This window comes from Streptomyces sp. NPDC004266, assembly GCF_042874095.1.
GTDB lineage: Bacteria > Actinomycetota > Actinomycetes > Streptomycetales > Streptomycetaceae > Streptomyces.
Map to the genome: position 1 here is coordinate 1 of NZ_JBIAMM010000015.1, position 16518 is coordinate 16518.

The following is a 16518-nucleotide window of genomic DNA, read 5'->3' on the forward strand; positions in this document are numbered from 1 at the left end:
AACGCCCGGTTACATTCCGAACCCGGAAGCTAAGCCTTTCAGCGCCGATGGTACTGCAGGGGGGACCCTGTGGGAGAGTAGGACGCCGCCGAACACCTGCCCTTTTAGCTCAGTCGGTAGAGCGTCTCCATGGTAAGGAGAAGGTCAACGGTTCGATTCCGTTAAAGGGCTCCGAGTGAAAAGGCCCCCGCCTTGTGGCGGGGGCCTTTTTGCGTTGTCGTACGGCTGTGGCACCGGCGACCCCCCGAAGGGGATCGCCGGGACCGTTAGCGGTCGTGCGGTTCGTGCAGGCGCATCGCCAGGATGGCCATGTCGTCGGAGGCGGGCGCCTGGGCGAAGCGCTCCACGGCCCGGAGGACACGGGAGGCGACCGCGCCGGCCGTCAGGCCCGTGCAGGTCTTCAGCACCTCGGCAAGGCCGTCGTCGCCCAGCATCCGCGAGCCCTCGCGGCGTTCCGTCACGCCGTCCGTGACACAGAGGAGGACGTCGCCCGGGTCGAGGGTGACCGTCTGCTCGTACAGCTCCAGGTCCTCCATGACGCCCAGGAGAGGCTGCGGTTCGGCCGCGGGCTCGACCGTGCCGTCCGGGCGGAGGCGCAGCGGGAGGGGGTGGCCGGCGCAGACGACCTTGAGGATCGCCGAGCCGTCCTCCTGCGGGCGCATCTCACCGTAGAGGAGCGTCAGGAAGCGGCTGCGGGCGCCCTCGTCGAGGATCGCCGCGTTCAGCCGCTCCAGGACGGCGGGGCCGCCGAAGCCCTCGCGGGCCAGGAGGCGCAGGGCGTGGCGGGCCAGGCCGGTGACGGCGGCCGCCTCCGGGCCCGTGCCGCAGACGTCGCCGATGGCGAATCCGTACGCGCCGTCCCGGATGGGGAAGAGGTCGTAGAAGTCGCCTCCGACCTCGTTGCCCTCGCCGGCGGCGCGGTAGATGACGTCGACCTCGACGCCCGGGATCGTGGGGAGGCCGGGCGGGAGCAGGCTGCGCTGGAGGGACTGGCTGATCGCCACGCGCTCCGAGTAGAGGCGGGCGTTGTCCAGGGCCAGGGCGGCCCGGCGCGAGAGGTCCTCGGCGAGCTCCAGGATCTCCTGGCGGAAGTGGTCCTCCGAGGGCCTGCCGAGGGTCAGCATGCCGATGACCCGGTTGCGGGCGACCAGCGGCAGGACGACCGTCTCGCCGGCGACCGCGCCGGCGGTGGCGAGGGTGTTGTCGATGCCGGAGGAGAGCGGGCTCGCGGGATGGTCGAGGGCGCGGACCGAGGCGGTCAGCGCGGCGCGGTGCGCGGCTTCGCCGGGGGCGGACCAGACGCGGGCGCCGGGGGTCGGCACCGGGTCCGGCGGGGCGATGGAGGAGAGCAGGGCCTTGAGGCCGTCGATGCGGTCCTCGTCCTCGTGGAGCACGTACGAGAGGTACGGCTCGGAGGCCTGGTCGGCGATCGTGTAGACCGCGCACCAGGTGGCGAGGGTGGGGACCGTCATCTGGGCCATGAGGGCCAGGGTCTGGTCGCGGTCGAGGGTGCCGGCCAGGAGGTCGGAGGCCTCGACCAGGAAGCTGAGGGAGCCGCGGCGCAGACGCTCCAGTTCGCCGAGCCGGGCGGACTCGACGGCCAGGGCGATGCGGTCGGCGGCGAACTGGAGGCGGAGCGCCTCCTCGTTGGAGTAGCGGTTGGCGCTCTCGGCGGCCACGCCGAGGGAGCCGGTGAGCCGGCCCTCGACCTTGAGCGGGACGGTGACCACCGAGCGCATGCCGGTGCCTTCGAGGAGCGGGACGGCGCCGGGGACGGCGGCCAGGTCCTCGTGGACGGCGGGCATGCGGGCGGAGCCGTACCGGCTGGCGCCGGTCTCCACGGGGACGCGGGCGAAGCGCTGGCGGGCGGCCGGGAGGCCGGTGGTCGCCCGTACCTCCAGTTCCGTCTCGTCGTCGGTGGCGAGCAGGAGGAAGGCGGCGTCGCCGTCGAGCATGTCGCGGGCGCGTTCGACCGTGCGCTGGAGGAGGCCGTCGAGGTCGTCGGGGGCCGGGGAGCCGATGAAGACCTCGAAGGGGTCGGCGGCTCGGCTCTCGGTGCCCGGATCGACGGCGGGGCGCTGGGGGGTCTGGAGGACGGCGCGCTCGTGCTCCCGTACGAGCAGGCAGACGGTGGAGGGCTCGCCCTGGGCGTCGCGGACCCGGAGGTGCGAGGCGTAGACGGGGACCACGCGGCCGTCGGCGCAGCGGATGCCGTAGCTGCCCTCCCAGCGGGAGAGGCGGAGGGCCTCGGCGAGGCCGGTGCCGATGCCGGGGGTGTGGGGCCAGGCGGCGAGGTCGCCGAGGGGTTTGCCGGTGACCTGCTCGGCCTCGTAGCCGAAGAGCTCCTCGGCGTCCTCGTTCCAGGCGGTGATCGTGCCGCCGCGGTCGATCTGGGCGACGGCGACGCGGACGCGGCTCTCGGCGACCGGGAGGAGGGCGTCGGGGAGGACGGGGCCGGCGGAGCGGGTGCCGACGGGGCGCTGGGGAAGGTCGAGGTGGAACCAGACGTGCTTGCGGGTGGGGGAGTACTCGACGCCCCAGCGGTGGGCGAGGGCGGCGCAGAGGAGCAGGCCGCGGCCGTTCTCGCGGTCCGGGCTGCCGAGGGAGCGGCCGCCCTGGACGGGGATCTCGCGCTCGGGGTAGCGGTCGGCGACCTCGACGCGGACGCTGTCGTCCGAGCGGAGGCAGAGGACCTCGGCGGAGGTGCCGGCGTGGATGACGGCGTTGGTGACGAGCTCGCTGGTGAGGACGACGGCGTCGTCGACGAGCTCGGGGTGTCCCCAGCCCTGGAGGGTGTCCCGGACGAAGGCGCGGGCGGCCGCGACGGACCGCCCGACGGGCTCGAAAGTGGCAGTCGCCCGCGCGGTGATCACAGCACTCCTCGTACGCGTCTCGACGCCCGGCTCTGCCATGCTCGGTCTGTCCCTCCCGCTGCCCGGTGGTCGTGCGCACGCCACACCGCCCCCGCCGGGCGGACCGGGGCGGTTGGACAGCCGGATGCCAGGTTACTTACCTTCGCTGTCCGAGCGGATGCCGGTCACCGTTGATTCCGCCCCTGGAGGGTAGGGACGCTGTACGAAGCTGCCGAACTGTTATCGCCTGGTTCGGTCACGGTGAAACACTGGGCAGGCTGACGGCGAGAGCCGGAGCGGTACGGTCGACCCCTTTCGGGAGGGACACGGTGGAGTCTGGCACGGCGGCGCGGCGCGGCGGAGGCAGTGGCACGCGCGCGAGGGGCGGACGTTCCCGTGGGGGGACGGTCCAGGTGGACGCGGCGGCGCTGGAGCGGCTGCTGGCCGCGCTGGTGTCGATGCGGGACGGGAACTTCCGCAGGCGGCTGACGGTGTCCGGCGACGGGGTCATGGCGGAGATCTCCGCCGTGTTCAACGAGGTCGCCGACCGGCAGATGCACGTGACGGGGGAGCTGTCGCGGGTCCGGCGGGTGGTCGGCCGTGAGGGCAAGCTGTCCGAGCGGCTGGAGGCGGGGGCCAGCGAGGGGGCGTGGGCGGCGGCGATCGAGGCCGCGAACGCGCTCGTCGACGATCTGGCCCGGCCGGTGTCCGAGGTGGGGCGGGTCCTGTCGGCGGTGGCCGAGGGCGATCTGGACCAGCGGATGGACCTGCGTTCGGAGGGTGCGGACGGGACCGTGCGGCCGCTGCGCGGGGAGTTCCTGAAGGTCGCCCGTACCGCCAACAACCTGGTGGACCAGCTGTCGGTGTTCGCCTCCGAGGTGACGAGGGTCGCCGTCGAGGTGGGTACGGACGGCAAGCTGGGCGGGCAGGCGCAGGTGCGCGGGGTGTCCGGTTCGTGGAAGGACCTCACGGACTCGGTCAACACCATGGCGAACCGGCTGACGGCCCAGGTGCGGGACATCGCGCTCGTGACGACGGCGGTCGCGGACGGCGATCTGTCGCAGAAGGTCACGGCGAACGTGGCCGGCGAGATGCTGGAGCTGAAGAACACCGTCAACCGGATGGTGGACCAGCTGTCGTCGTTCTCCTCCGAGGTGACCCGTGTCGCGCGCGAGGTGGGTACGGAGGGCGAGCTCGGCGGTCAGGCCGAGGTGGCCGGGGTCGCCGGCGTGTGGAAGGACCTCACCGACTCCGTCAACACGATGGCGGGGAATCTCACCAATCAGGTGAGAGGGATCGCGGAGGTGACGACGGCGGTCGCCAACGGTGACCTGTCGCAGAAGGTGCGGGTCTCCGCGCGCGGTGAGATCGCCCAACTCGCCGACACCATCAACCAGATGACGGAGACGCTGCGGACGTTCGCCGACGAGGTGACCCGGGTGTCGGGCGAGGTCGGCGCGCAGGGCCTGCTGGGCGGTCAGGCGCAGGTGCCGGGTGCGGCGGGGACGTGGAAGGACCTCACGGACTCGGTCAACACGGTCTTCCGGAACATCACCACGCAGGTGCGGGACATCGCGCAGGTGACGACGGCGGTGGCCAACGGCGATCTGTCGCAGAAGGTCACGGTGGACGTGGCCGGCGAGATGCTGGAGCTGAAGAACACCGTCAACACGATGGTGGACCAGCTCTCCGCCTTCGGTTCCGAGGTGACCCGGGTGGCCCGGGAGGTCGGTGTCGAGGGTCTGCTGGGCGGCCAGGCCGAGGTGCCGGGCGCGGCGGGGACGTGGAAGGACCTCACCGACTCGGTGAACACGGCCTTCCGCAACCTGACCGGTCAGGTGCGGGACATCGCGCAGGTGACGACGGCGGTGGCCAACGGCGATCTGTCGCAGAAGGTCACGGTGGACGTGGCCGGCGAGATGCTGGAGCTGAAGAACACCGTCAACACGATGGTGTCGCAGCTGTCGTCCTTCGCGGACCAGGTGACCCGGATGGCCCGGGACGTGGGCACCGAGGGCCGGCTGGGCGGTCAGGCGCGGGTGGACGGGGTGTCCGGGCGCTGGCGGGAGCTCACGGACTCCGTGAACTTCATGGCCGGCAACCTGACCTCGCAGGTGCGGCAGATCGCGCAGGTGACGACGGCCGTGGCCCGTGGCGACCTGTCGCAGAAGATCGACGTGGACGCGCGGGGCGAGATCCTGGAGCTGAAGAACACCATCAACACGATGGTGGACCAGCTGTCCGCCTTCGCGGACCAGGTGACCCGGGTGGCCCGCGAGGTGGGCACGGACGGGCGCCTCGGAGGTCAGGCGCAGGTGCCGGGCGTGGCCGGTGTGTGGCGTGATCTGACGGACTCGGTGAACGGCATGGCCGGGAACCTCACCACCCAGGTCCGCAACATCGCGCAGGTCGCCACCGCGGTGGCGCGCGGTGACCTGTCGCAGAAGATCGACGTGGACGCGCGGGGCGAGATCCTGGAGCTGAAGAACACCCTCAACACGATGGTGGACCAGCTCTCCAGCTTCGCCGACCAGGTGACGAGGGTGGCCCGTGAGGTGGGCACCGAGGGCATCCTCGGCGGCCAGGCCGAGGTGCAGGGGGTCTCCGGCACCTGGAAGGACCTCACCCAGTCGGTGAACATGATGGCGAACAACCTGACCTTCCAGGTCCGGAACATCGCCGAGGTCACGACGGCGGTCGCCATGGGCGACCTGTCGAAGAAGATCACGGTCGACGCCAAGGGCGAGATCCTGGAGCTGGTGACGACCGTCAACACGATGGTGGACCAGCTGTCGAACTTCGCCGACGAGGTGACGAGGGTGGCCCGCGAGGTGGGCACCGAGGGCATCCTCGGCGGTCAGGCCCGGGTGCGCGGGGTGACCGGCATCTGGAAGGACCTCAGCGACAACGTGAACCTGATGGCCAACAACCTGACCAGCCAGGTGCGCAACATCTCCCGGGTCTCCGCGGCCGTCGCCAACGGCGACCTGACGAAGAAGGTCACCGTCGAGGCGCGCGGCGAGGTCGCCGAGCTCGCCGACACCGTCAACACGATGGTGACGACGCTGTCGTCGTTCGCCGACGAGGTGACCCGGGTGGCCCGCGAGGTGGGCACGGACGGCATCCTGGGCGGCCAGGCCCGGGTGCCGGGAGTGTCGGGCACGTGGCGTGATCTGACGGACTCGGTGAACGGCATGGCCGACAACCTGACCGGTCAGGTGCGCCAGATCGCCGCCGTCACCACCGCCATCGCCAAGGGCGACCTCACCAAGAAGATCGACATCGACGCGCGCGGTGAGATCCAGGAGCTGAAGAGCACCATCAACACGATGGTCGACCAGCTGTCGAACTTCGCCGAGGAGGTCACCCGGGTCGCCCGTGAGGTGGGCACGGACGGGCAGCTGGGCGGTCAGGCCCGGGTCCGTGACGTGGACGGCACCTGGCGGGACCTGACCGAGTCCGTGAACGAGATGGCCGGGAACCTGACCCGGCAGGTGCGGGCGATCGCGGCCGTCGCCACGGCGGTGACCCGCGGCGACCTCAACCTCAAGATCGACGGTGTCGACGCGGCGGGCGAGATCCAGGCCCTCCAGGAGAACATCAACACCATGATCGCCAACCTGCGCGACACCACCCTCGCCAACGAGGAGCAGGACTGGCTCAAGGGCAACCTGGCGCGCATCTCCGGTCTCATGCAGGGCCGGCGGGACCTGGACGACGTGGCCTCGCTCATCATGAGCGAGCTGACGCCGGTGGTCTCGGCCCAGCACGGCGCCTTCTTCGTGGCCATGCCGACGGGCTCCGCGCACAGCGACGCCGAGCTCGTGGGCGAGGGCGACGGCTCGTACGAGCTGCGGATGCGCGGGAGTTACGGATACTCCGCCGGGTCCATGCCGACCTCGTTCCGGCCCGGGGAGACCCTCATCGGGACGGCGGCGGAGGAGAAGCGGACCATCCAGGTCAACGTGCCGCCGGGCTACCTGAAGATCTCGTCGGGGCTCGGCGAGGCCGCGCCCGCGCACGTGATCGTGCTGCCGGTCCTCTTCGAGGGGAAGGTCCTCGGCGTGATCGAGCTGGCGTCCTTCCAGCCGTTCACGCAGATCCAGCGGGACTTCCTGAACCAGCTCGCCGAGCTGATCGCGACCACGGTCAACACCATCAGCGTCAACACCAAGACCGAGGTGCTGCTCCAGCAGTCGCAGAAGCTCACCGAGCAGCTCAAGGAGCGGTCCGCGGAGCTGGAGCACCGGCAGAAGGAGCTCCAGGGCTCCAACCTGGAGCTGGAGGAGAAGGCCGAGCTGCTCGCCCGGCAGAACCGCGACATCGAGGTGAAGAACACCGAGATCGAGGAGGCCCGGCAGGTCCTGGAGGAGCGGGCGGAGCAGCTCGCCGTCTCCATGCGGTACAAGTCGGAGTTCCTCGCCAACATGTCGCACGAGCTGCGCACGCCGCTCAACTCGCTGCTGATCCTGGCCAAGTTGCTCGCCGACAACGCCGAGACCAACCTGACGCCGAAGCAGGTCGAGTTCGCGGAGACCATCCACGGGGCGGGCTCGGACCTGCTCCAGCTGATCAACGACATCCTCGACCTGTCGAAGGTCGAGGCGGGCAAGATGGACGTCTCGCCGACCCGTATCGCGCTCGTCCAGCTCGTCGACTACGTGGAGGCGACGTTCCGGCCGCTCACGGCGGAGAAGGGGCTCGACTTCTCGGTGCGGGTCTCGCCCGAGCTGCCGGCGACCCTCCACACCGACGAGCAGCGGCTGCTCCAGGTCCTGCGCAACCTGCTGTCCAACGCGGTGAAGTTCACCGACACGGGCGCGGTGGAGCTGGTGATCCGGCCGGCCGGCGCGGACGTGCCGCAGTCGATCCGCGAGCAGCTCCTGGAGGCGGGCTCGCTGCGCGATCCGGAGGCCGACCTGATCGCCTTCTCGGTCACCGACACCGGGATCGGGATCGCGGCGAGCAAGATGCGGGTCATCTTCGAGGCGTTCAAGCAGGCCGACGGCACGACCAGCCGGAAGTACGGCGGCACGGGTCTCGGGCTCTCCATCAGCCGGGAGATCGCGCGGCTGCTCGGCGGCGAGATCTTCGCGGCGAGCGAGCCCGGCCGCGGTTCGACGTTCACGCTCTACCTGCCGCTGAGCCCGACGGAGCTGCCGTCGAGCGGCTACGGGCAGGGCGCGCAGGACGCCGACGATCCGCAGCAGGGGGCCGAGGAGGGGACGGCCGGGGCCGTCCACCCGTTCCCGCACTTCCCGCCGACGCCCGTGCGGACGGAGGCGCGGTCCGGGGCCGGGGCGCTGTTCCGGCACCGGCGGAAGGCCGCGGCGGAGGCGAGCGGGGCGCGGGGCGCGGTTCCCGGGCAGTCCGGGCAGCAGAGCGCGGCGGAACGGGAGGAGCCGGAGGCCGAGCCGCGCCGTACGTTCAACTTCTCCGGCGAGAAGGTGCTGATCGTCGACGACGACATCCGCAACGTCTTCGCGCTCACCAGCGTCCTGGAGCAGCACGGCCTCGCGGTGCTCTACGCCGAGAACGGACGGGAGGGCATCGAGGTCCTGGAGCAGCACGACGACGTCACGGTCGTGCTGATGGACATCATGATGCCGGAGATGGACGGATACGCGACGACGACCGCGATCCGGCGCATGCCGCAGTTCGCGGGGCTGCCGATCATCGCGCTGACGGCGAAGGCGATGAAGGGCGACCGGGAGAAGGCGATCGAGTCCGGGGCCTCGGACTACGTGACGAAGCCGGTCGACCCCGATCACCTGCTGTCGGTCATGGAACAGTGGATGCGGGGCGAGTGACTCCGCACCGGGGGTCCGCGCCGCGCCCGGCGCGGACCCCCGGGCTCCGCCGGGGCGCGCCGGCAGACTGCCGCCAGGGGCGTGTGAGAGGGCGGGATACGGGGAACCTTCTGGTCTCCCACCGCGTTTCTGCTACGTGCACAGTGACATCGCGGTGACAGGGTGTGGCGACGGGCGGGGTGCGGCTACGATGACCGGCACAAGGACGGACGGCGCTAGGGAGTCGTCTTCTGGGGCGGCGCCCGGTGCTTCCCCCGGTTCGGGGGTCCGGGGAGAGCCGTTGCCGGGACGAGGAGGACGGGGCATGGTGCAGAAGGCCAAGATCCTCCTGGTCGATGACAGGCCGGAGAATCTGCTGGCGCTGGAGGCCATTCTCTCCGCGCTCGATCAGACGCTGGTGCGGGCATCGTCCGGGGAGGAAGCGCTCAAGGCGCTGTTGACGGACGACTTCGCGGTCATCCTGCTCGACGTCCAGATGCCGGGAATGGACGGTTTCGAGACCGCCGCCCACATCAAGCGGCGCGAGCGGACCCGGGACATCCCGATCATCTTCCTCACCGCCATCAACCACGGCCCCCACCACACCTTCCGGGGGTACGCGGCCGGGGCGGTCGACTACATCTCCAAGCCCTTCGACCCGTGGGTGCTGCGCGCCAAGGTCTCCGTCTTCGTCGAGCTCTACATGAAGAACTGCAAGCTGCGCGAGCAGGCCGCCCTGCTGCGGCTGCAGCTGGAGGGCGGCGGCGAGGGCGGTCACGGCAAGGAGTCCGCCGGGCTGCTCGCCGAGCTCTCCGCCCGGCTCGCGGCCGTCGAGGAGCAGGCCGAGGCCCTGTCGAAGCAGCTCGACGACGACTCCGCCGACGCGGCGGCCGTCGCCACCGCCGCGCACCTGGAGCGCAAACTCACCGGGCTGCGCCGGGCCCTGGACGCGCTGGAGCCGGGCACGGGCGCCACGCCGACCCTGCCCGCCCAGGGCTGACGCGCCGTCACCCGCCGTCCCGCCCGGAGGGGAGCACCGTGATGCGGCGTCAGCACCGCGCTGCGCCACGGACGACACGAACGGGTGAGGCGGACGGGCGCTCCCCACACCCCTCCCCACACCGGTAACCTCGGCATCATGGCTTCACGTACGTCCGGCAAGGGTTCCCAGGGCACGGCGGGCACCGCGAAACCGCGCACCGGCCGGACGACGGGTGCCGCGAAGAAGGCGGCGCCCGCGAAACCACCCGCGAAGAAGGCGCCGGCGAAGAAGGCGTCGGCCAAGAAGGCCGCGCCCGCCAAGCGCGCGCCCGCGCGGAAGACCGCGGCGAAGAAGGCCGCCCCGCGCCCCGCCCCGTCCCCGACGGGGGGCGTCTACCGGCTGGCGCGCGGCGCCTGGCTCGGTCTCGCCCACGCCATCGGGGCGCTGTTCCGGAGCATAGGCCGCGGCGCCAAGGGGCTCGATCCCGCGCACCGCAAGGACGGGCTCGCGCTGCTCCTCCTCGCCCTCGCGCTGATCGTCGCCGCCGGCACCTGGTCCAACCTGCGCGGCCCGGTCGGCGACCTCGTCGAGATGCTGGTCACCGGATCCTTCGGCCGACTCGACCTGCTCGTGCCGCTGCTCCTCGGCGCGATCGGCATCCGGCTCATCCTGTATCCCGAGAAGCCCGAGGCCAACGGCCGGATCAGCATCGGCCTCTCCGCACTCGTCATCGGCGTCCTCGGACAGGTGCACATCGCCTGCGGTTCGCCGGGGCGCGGCGACGGCAGCGCGGCCATGCAGGACGCCGGTGGGCTCATCGGCTGGGCCGCGTCCCAGCCCCTCGTCTTCATGATGGGCGAGGTCCTCGCCGTACCGATGCTGGTGCTGCTGACCGTCTTCGGGCTGCTCGTGGTCACCGCCACCCCGGTCAACGCGATCCCGCAGCGGCTGCGCGCGCTCGGCGCCAGGCTGGGCATCATCGAACTCCCGTACGACCCGGCGGAGGCCGAGGAGTACGGGGGGCACCCGGACCACGAGGCGTACGACGAGGAGTGGCGGGACGCGGGACCGCGGCCCGCACGGCCCGTCCGGCGCCGCTCGGCCGGGCCCACGGAGCCGTACGACGTCGACCGGGCGGAGACACCGGCGCCGGAGCGGAGCGGCCGCCCGGCCCGCCGGAGCTCCGGCCTGGACCCGGTGGACGTCGCCGCGGCGGCCGCCGCCGCGCTCGACGGCGCCGTGCTGAACGGCATGCCGCCCTCGCCGATCGTCGCCGACCTGACCAAGGACGTCACCGCCGAGCGGAACGCGGCCGTGGCGGCGTCCGGACCCGTGGAGAAGGCCGCTCCCGTACCGCCGGCGCGCGGGGGAGACCGCCCCGGCGGAGGCGTACCCGATCTGACGAAGCCGGCGCCGGAGCCGGCCGACCTGCCGCCCCGGGCCGAGCAGCTCCAGCTCGCGGGCGACATCACGTACTCCCTGCCCTCGCTCGACCTCCTGGAGCGCGGCGGGCCGGGCAAGACCCGCAGCGCCGCCAACGACGCGGTCGTCGACGCGCTCTCCAACGTCTTCGTCGAGTTCAAGGTCGACGCGGCCGTCACCGGCTTCACGCGCGGCCCGACGGTCACGCGGTACGAGGTCGAGCTCGGCCCGGCCGTGAAGGTCGAGAAGATCACGGCCCTGACCAAGAACATCGCCTACGCGGTGGCCTCGCCGGACGTGCGGATCATCTCGCCGATCCCCGGGAAGTCGGCGGTCGGCATCGAGATCCCGAACAGCGACCGCGAGATGGTCAACCTGGGGGACGTGCTGCGGCTCGCGGACGCGGCCGGGGACGAGCACCCGATGCTGGTCGCGCTCGGCAAGGACGTCGAGGGCGGCTACGTGATGGCCAACCTGGCGAAGATGCCGCACGTCCTGGTCGCCGGCGCCACGGGCTCCGGAAAGTCCTCGTGCATCAACTGCCTGATCACGTCGATCATGATAAGAGCGACCCCGGAGGACGTCCGGATGGTGCTGGTCGACCCCAAGCGGGTCGAGCTCACCGCCTACGAGGGCATCCCGCACCTGATCACCCCGATCATCACCAACCCCAAGAAGGCGGCCGAGGCCCTCCAGTGGGTCGTGCGCGAGATGGACCTGCGCTACGACGACCTGGCCGCCTTCGGCTACCGGCACATCGACGACTTCAACCAGGCCATCCGGGACGGCAAGATCAAGCTGCCCGAGGGCAGCGAGCGCGAGCTCAACCCGTACCCGTACCTCCTGGTGATCGTCGACGAGCTGGCCGACCTGATGATGGTCGCCCCGCGCGACGTCGAGGACTCGATCGTCCGCATCACCCAGTTGGCCCGCGCCGCCGGCATCCACCTCGTGCTCGCCACCCAGCGGCCGTCCGTGGACGTCGTCACCGGCCTGATCAAGGCGAACGTGCCCTCGCGGCTCGCGTTCGCCACCTCCTCGCTCGCCGACAGCCGGGTCATCCTGGACCAGCCCGGCGCCGAGAAGCTGATCGGCAAGGGCGACGGGCTGTTCCTGCCGATGGGTGCCAACAAGCCCGTCCGCATGCAGGGCGCGTTCGTCACCGAGGCCGAGGTCGCGGCCGTCGTGCAGCACTGCAAGGACCAGATGACGCCCGTCTTCCGGGACGACGTCACCGTCGGCACGAAGCAGAAGAAGGAGATCGACGAGGACATCGGCGACGACCTCGACCTGCTGTGCCAGGCGGCCGAACTGGTCGTCTCGACGCAGTTCGGCTCCACCTCGATGCTCCAGCGGAAGCTGCGCGTGGGCTTCGCGAAGGCCGGCCGGCTGATGGACCTGATGGAGTCGCGGAACATCGTCGGACCGAGCGAGGGGTCGAAGGCGCGGGACGTGCTCGTCAAGCCCGACGAGCTGGACGGGGTCCTGGCCGTGATCCGCGGGGAGTCGGGGGAGTAGGGCCCGCCCGGCGGCCGGGCCCGCGGCGTCCGGTCCGCCGGACGGGCCCCGGCGGGTGTGGCCCCTCCGGGGTCGGGTACCCGATCGAGATCAGCCCGAGACTCACTCGTAAGGGAACGGAGGGCAACCGTTTCCCCTGGCCGTACGTCAAGTTGGAGGAAGGGACAGCAGGATGTCCCAGCCTCATGGCGTACAAACAGCACCCGCCCGGTTGCCCCACCCTTTCGTACCACCCATAGACTGAACGTCCAGCAGGTGGCTACACGCTCGAAAGGCGCTCTCGTGTCCATCGGCAACTCCCCCGAAGACGACCGGACCTTCCCGGCAGACGACCGGGACTCGATCGGTCGCGCTCTCCAGCAGGCCCGAATCGCCGCCGGTCTCACCGTCGAAGAGGTCAGTGCCTCCACCCGTGTCCGGATCCCGATCGTGCACGCGATCGAGGAGGACGACTTCTCGCGCTGTGGCGGCGACGTCTACGCCCGCGGCCACATCCGTACCCTCGCGCGCGCCGTCGCTCTCGACCCGGCTCCGCTGATCGAGCAGTACGACGCCGAGCACGGCGGCCGTCCCGCGCCCACCCCCGCAGCCCCGCTCTTCGAGGCGGAACGCATCCGCCCCGAGCCGCGCCGGCCCAACTGGACCGCCGCGATGGTCGCGGCCATCGTCGCCGTCGTCGGGTTCGTCGGCTTCACGATGTTCAACGGCAACGAGGCCCCCAGGGGCACCACCGCGGCCGACGGCGGCCCGGCCCCCGCCCCGGAGAAGGCCACCGCCGCGCCCAAGCCGAAGCCGGCCAAGCCCGCCGCGCCCAAGCCCACCGAGAGCGTGATCGCCGCGGTCCCGCGGGACAAGGTCACGGTCAAGCTCTCCGCGATCGACGACAAGAGCTGGATCTCGGCCAAGGCGCACGACGGCAAGCTCCTCTTCGACGGCCTCCTCCTCAAGGGCGAGTCCAAGACCTTCCAGGACGACGAGCGCGTCGACCTGGTCCTCGGCAACGCCGGTGCGATCGAGCTCTACGTGAACGGCAAGAAGCTCGCCGACAAGTTCGAATCCGGCCAGGTCGAGCGGCTCAGCTACACCAAGGGCGACCCCGAGGCCGGCTGACCCCCCCGATGTGACCTCCGTCGCGCAGGTGAACCCTGCGCGACGGGGGAACGGCCGGGACGAAGTAGTCTTGAGTCCATGCCCGAACGCCGTACCGTCGCCCTTGTCACTCTTGGCTGCGCCCGTAACGAGGTGGACTCGGAGGAGCTCGCAGGCCGCTTGGCAGCGGACGGCTGGGAGCTCGTCGAGAACGCCGAGGAAGCGGACGTCGCCGTCGTCAACACCTGTGGATTCGTCGAGGCCGCCAAGAAGGACTCCGTCGACGCCCTCCTCGAAGCCAATGATCTGAAGGACCACGGCAGGACCCAGGCCGTCGTCGCCGTCGGCTGCATGGCCGAGCGGTACGGCAAGGAGCTCGCCGAGGCCCTCCCGGAGGCCGACGGCGTCCTCGGCTTCGACGACTACGCCGACATCTCCAACCGCCTCCAGACCATCCTCAGCGGTGGCAGCGTCGAGGCCCACGCCCCGCGCGACCGGCGCAAGCTGCTGCCGCTGTCGCCCGTGGAGCGCCAGGAGGCCGCCGCGGCCGTGGCCCTGCCGGGGCACGGAGACACCGCCGAGACGCCCGCAGAGGCCCCCGCCGACCTCCCCGAGGGGATCGCGCCCGCCTCCGGCCCGCGCGCCCCCCTCCGCCGCCGTCTGGACACCAGCCCCGTCGCCTCCGTGAAGCTGGCCTCCGGCTGCGACCGCCGCTGCTCCTTCTGCGCCATCCCCTCCTTCCGCGGCTCCTTCGTCTCGCGCCGCCCCTCGGACGTGCTGAACGAGACGCGCTGGCTCGCCGAGCAGGGCGTCAAGGAGGTCATGCTGGTCTCCGAGAACAACACCTCCTACGGCAAGGACCTCGGCGACATCCGGCTCCTGGAGAGCCTGCTGCCCGAGCTGGCCTCGGTGGACGGCATCGAGCGCGTCCGCGTGAGCTACCTCCAGCCCGCCGAGATGCGCCCGGGCCTGATCGACGTCCTCACGTCGACCGAGAAGGTCGCGCCCTACTTCGACCTGTCCTTCCAGCACAGCGCCCCGGACGTGCTGCGGGCCATGCGCCGCTTCGGCGACACCGACCGCTTCCTGGAGCTCCTGGAGACCATCCGCTCCAAGGCCCCCACCGCCGGTGCCCGCTCCAACTTCATCGTCGGCTTCCCCGGCGAGACCGAGGCGGACTTCGCCGAGCTGGAACGCTTCGTCACCCACGCGCGCCTCGACGCCATCGGCGTCTTCGGCTACTCCGACGAGGACGGCACCGAGGCCGCCACGTACGAGCACAAGCTCGACCAGGAGGTCGTCGACGAGCGGCTCGCCCACCTCTCCCGGCTCGCCGAGGAGCTCACCGCGCAGCGCGCGGAGGAGCGCCTCGGGGAGACCCTGGAAGTACTGGTCGAGTCCTTCGACGAGGAGGACGGCTGGATCGGCCGCGCCGCCCACCAGGCGCCCGAGACCGACGGACAGGTGGTCCTCACCACGTCCCACGGTACGAGCCCCGACCTGGCCCCGGGCCGTATGGTCAGTGCGAAGGTCGTCGGCACGGAGGGCGTCGACCTGGTGGCCGAGTGTCTTTTCGAGGAGGCGGGCAGATGACCGGAGTCCCGGCATCCGCGACGGGCGGGACCGGTAGGCCGGCGCCCCGCGGCAAGCTGGGCGCTGCGGCCGTCAACCAGGCCAGCCTGTGGAACATCGCGAACATCCTCACCATGATCCGGCTCGTGCTCGTGCCGGGCTTCGTGATCCTGCTGTTCCAGGACGGCGGGCACGACCCCGCGTGGCGGGCCTGGGCGTGGGCGGCGTTCGCGGTGGCCATGATCACGGACGTCTTCGACGGGCACCTCGCCCGTACGTACAACCTGGTCACCGACTTCGGGAAGATCGCCGACCCCATCGCCGACAAGGCGATCATGGCCGCCGGACTGGTCTCGCTCTCCGCGCTCGGGGACCTTCCCTGGTGGGTGACCGCGGTCATCCTGGCCCGTGAGCTCGGCATCACCCTGATGCGGTTCTGGGTCATCCGGCACGGGGTCATTCCCGCCAGCCGCGGCGGCAAGATGAAGACGCTCGCCCAGGGCACCGCCGTCGGCATGTACGTCCTCATGCTCACCGGGCCGCTGGCCACCCTCCGCTTCTGGGTGATGGCGCTGGCCGTCGTGCTGACGGTCGTCACCGGTCTGGACTACGTGCGCCAGGCGGTCGTCCTGCGGCGCAGGGGGCTCGCGGCGGAGCGGGCGGCCGCGCGGTCGGAGGCGGCGACGCGATGAACGAGGCCGCCCGGGTGCTGGAGCTGCTTGCGGAGCGTGACCAGAAGGTGGCCGCCGCGGAATCGCTCACGGGCGGTCTCGTGGCCGCCGCGCTCACCGGGGAGCCCGGTTCCTCGGTGTCCTTCCTGGGGTCGGTCGTCGCCTACGCCACCGCCCTCAAGCACGAGCTCCTGGGGGTCGACGCGGCCCTGCTCGCGGAGCGCGGAGCGGTGGATCCCGAGGTCGCGCTGCAGATGGCGTCCGGTGTGCGGGACCGGCTCGGCGCCGACTGGGGGATCTCGACGACCGGGGTCGCCGGGCCCGCGGAGCAGGACGGGCAGCCCGTAGGCACCGTCTACGTGGCGGTCTCGGGGCCGGCCGCGACGAGCGCCCGCGCAGGGAAAGTGGTGTCGTTGAGGTTGAACGGCGGCCGTGAGGAAATCCGTAGAGAGAGCGTACGGAGCGTGCTGGAACTGCTCCATGAGGAACTCTCGGGAAATGCGCGGGCACAGGATACGGAACACAACGGGGGGAATTGATGTTTGCAGCCCTGAGTGAACACGACATCGCTCCCCGCACGGCCGCAGCGCGAGGCGGTACGGTGGGGCGTGAAGGATGCGGCT

The 16518-nt window shown here is 71.3% G+C and carries 8 protein-coding genes, 1 tRNA gene and 1 rRNA gene; 9 read left to right on the plus strand and 1 reads right to left on the minus strand.

The window, feature by feature from the left end; translation table 11 throughout:
- A 5S ribosomal RNA gene (gene rrf, locus ACFYUZ_RS30165) occupies positions 1 to 94 on the plus strand; the annotation flags it as partial.
- 4 nt (positions 95 to 98) lie between these two features.
- Positions 99 to 171: transfer RNA gene (locus ACFYUZ_RS30170), tRNA-Thr, on the plus strand.
- A gap of 95 nt (positions 172 to 266) precedes the next feature.
- Here ACFYUZ_RS30170 and ACFYUZ_RS30175 read toward each other — a convergent pair.
- Complete coding sequence (locus ACFYUZ_RS30175; RefSeq protein WP_389314519.1) at positions 267 to 2912, minus strand: SpoIIE family protein phosphatase; 2646 nt, start codon at positions 2910 to 2912, stop codon at positions 267 to 269.
- A gap of 269 nt (positions 2913 to 3181) precedes the next feature.
- Here ACFYUZ_RS30175 and ACFYUZ_RS30180 point away from each other — a divergent pair, with 269 nt between their 5' ends.
- From ACFYUZ_RS30180 to ACFYUZ_RS30210, 7 genes are all read left to right on the plus strand, one after another.
- The gene (locus ACFYUZ_RS30180) at positions 3182 to 8662 is read left to right on the plus strand and encodes a HAMP domain-containing protein (RefSeq protein WP_389314521.1); all 5481 of its coding nucleotides are present in this window, start codon (positions 3182 to 3184) and stop codon (positions 8660 to 8662) included.
- Between the two features lie 304 nt (positions 8663 to 8966).
- Positions 8967 to 9641: a two-component system response regulator gene (locus ACFYUZ_RS30185; RefSeq protein ID WP_389314523.1), complete on the plus strand. Its 675-nt coding sequence runs from the start codon at positions 8967 to 8969 to the stop codon at positions 9639 to 9641.
- A 138-nt stretch (positions 9642 to 9779) separates the two neighbouring features.
- Entirely contained in the window at positions 9780 to 12563 is a 2784-nt protein-coding gene (locus ACFYUZ_RS30190) for a DNA translocase FtsK (RefSeq protein WP_389314525.1), read from the plus strand.
- A gap of 282 nt (positions 12564 to 12845) precedes the next feature.
- The gene (locus ACFYUZ_RS30195) at positions 12846 to 13673 is read left to right on the plus strand and encodes a helix-turn-helix domain-containing protein (protein WP_389314526.1); all 828 of its coding nucleotides are present in this window, start codon (positions 12846 to 12848) and stop codon (positions 13671 to 13673) included.
- Between the two features lie 78 nt (positions 13674 to 13751).
- The gene (rimO, locus tag ACFYUZ_RS30200) at positions 13752 to 15245 is read left to right on the plus strand and encodes a 30S ribosomal protein S12 methylthiotransferase RimO (protein ID WP_389314528.1); all 1494 of its coding nucleotides are present in this window, start codon (positions 13752 to 13754) and stop codon (positions 15243 to 15245) included.
- On the plus strand, positions 15242 to 15916 hold the full coding sequence (gene pgsA, locus ACFYUZ_RS30205; RefSeq protein WP_389314530.1) for a CDP-diacylglycerol--glycerol-3-phosphate 3-phosphatidyltransferase: 675 nt from the start codon (positions 15242 to 15244) through the stop codon (positions 15914 to 15916). Before rimO ends, pgsA begins: the two co-directional genes overlap by 4 nt.
- Positions 15913 to 16434 carry a CinA family protein gene (locus ACFYUZ_RS30210; protein ID WP_389314532.1) on the plus strand — a complete coding sequence of 174 codons (522 nt, stop codon included), beginning with the start codon at positions 15913 to 15915 and terminating at the stop codon, positions 16432 to 16434. Before pgsA ends, ACFYUZ_RS30210 begins: the two co-directional genes overlap by 4 nt.
- Positions 16435 to 16518: the final 84 nt, after the last annotated feature.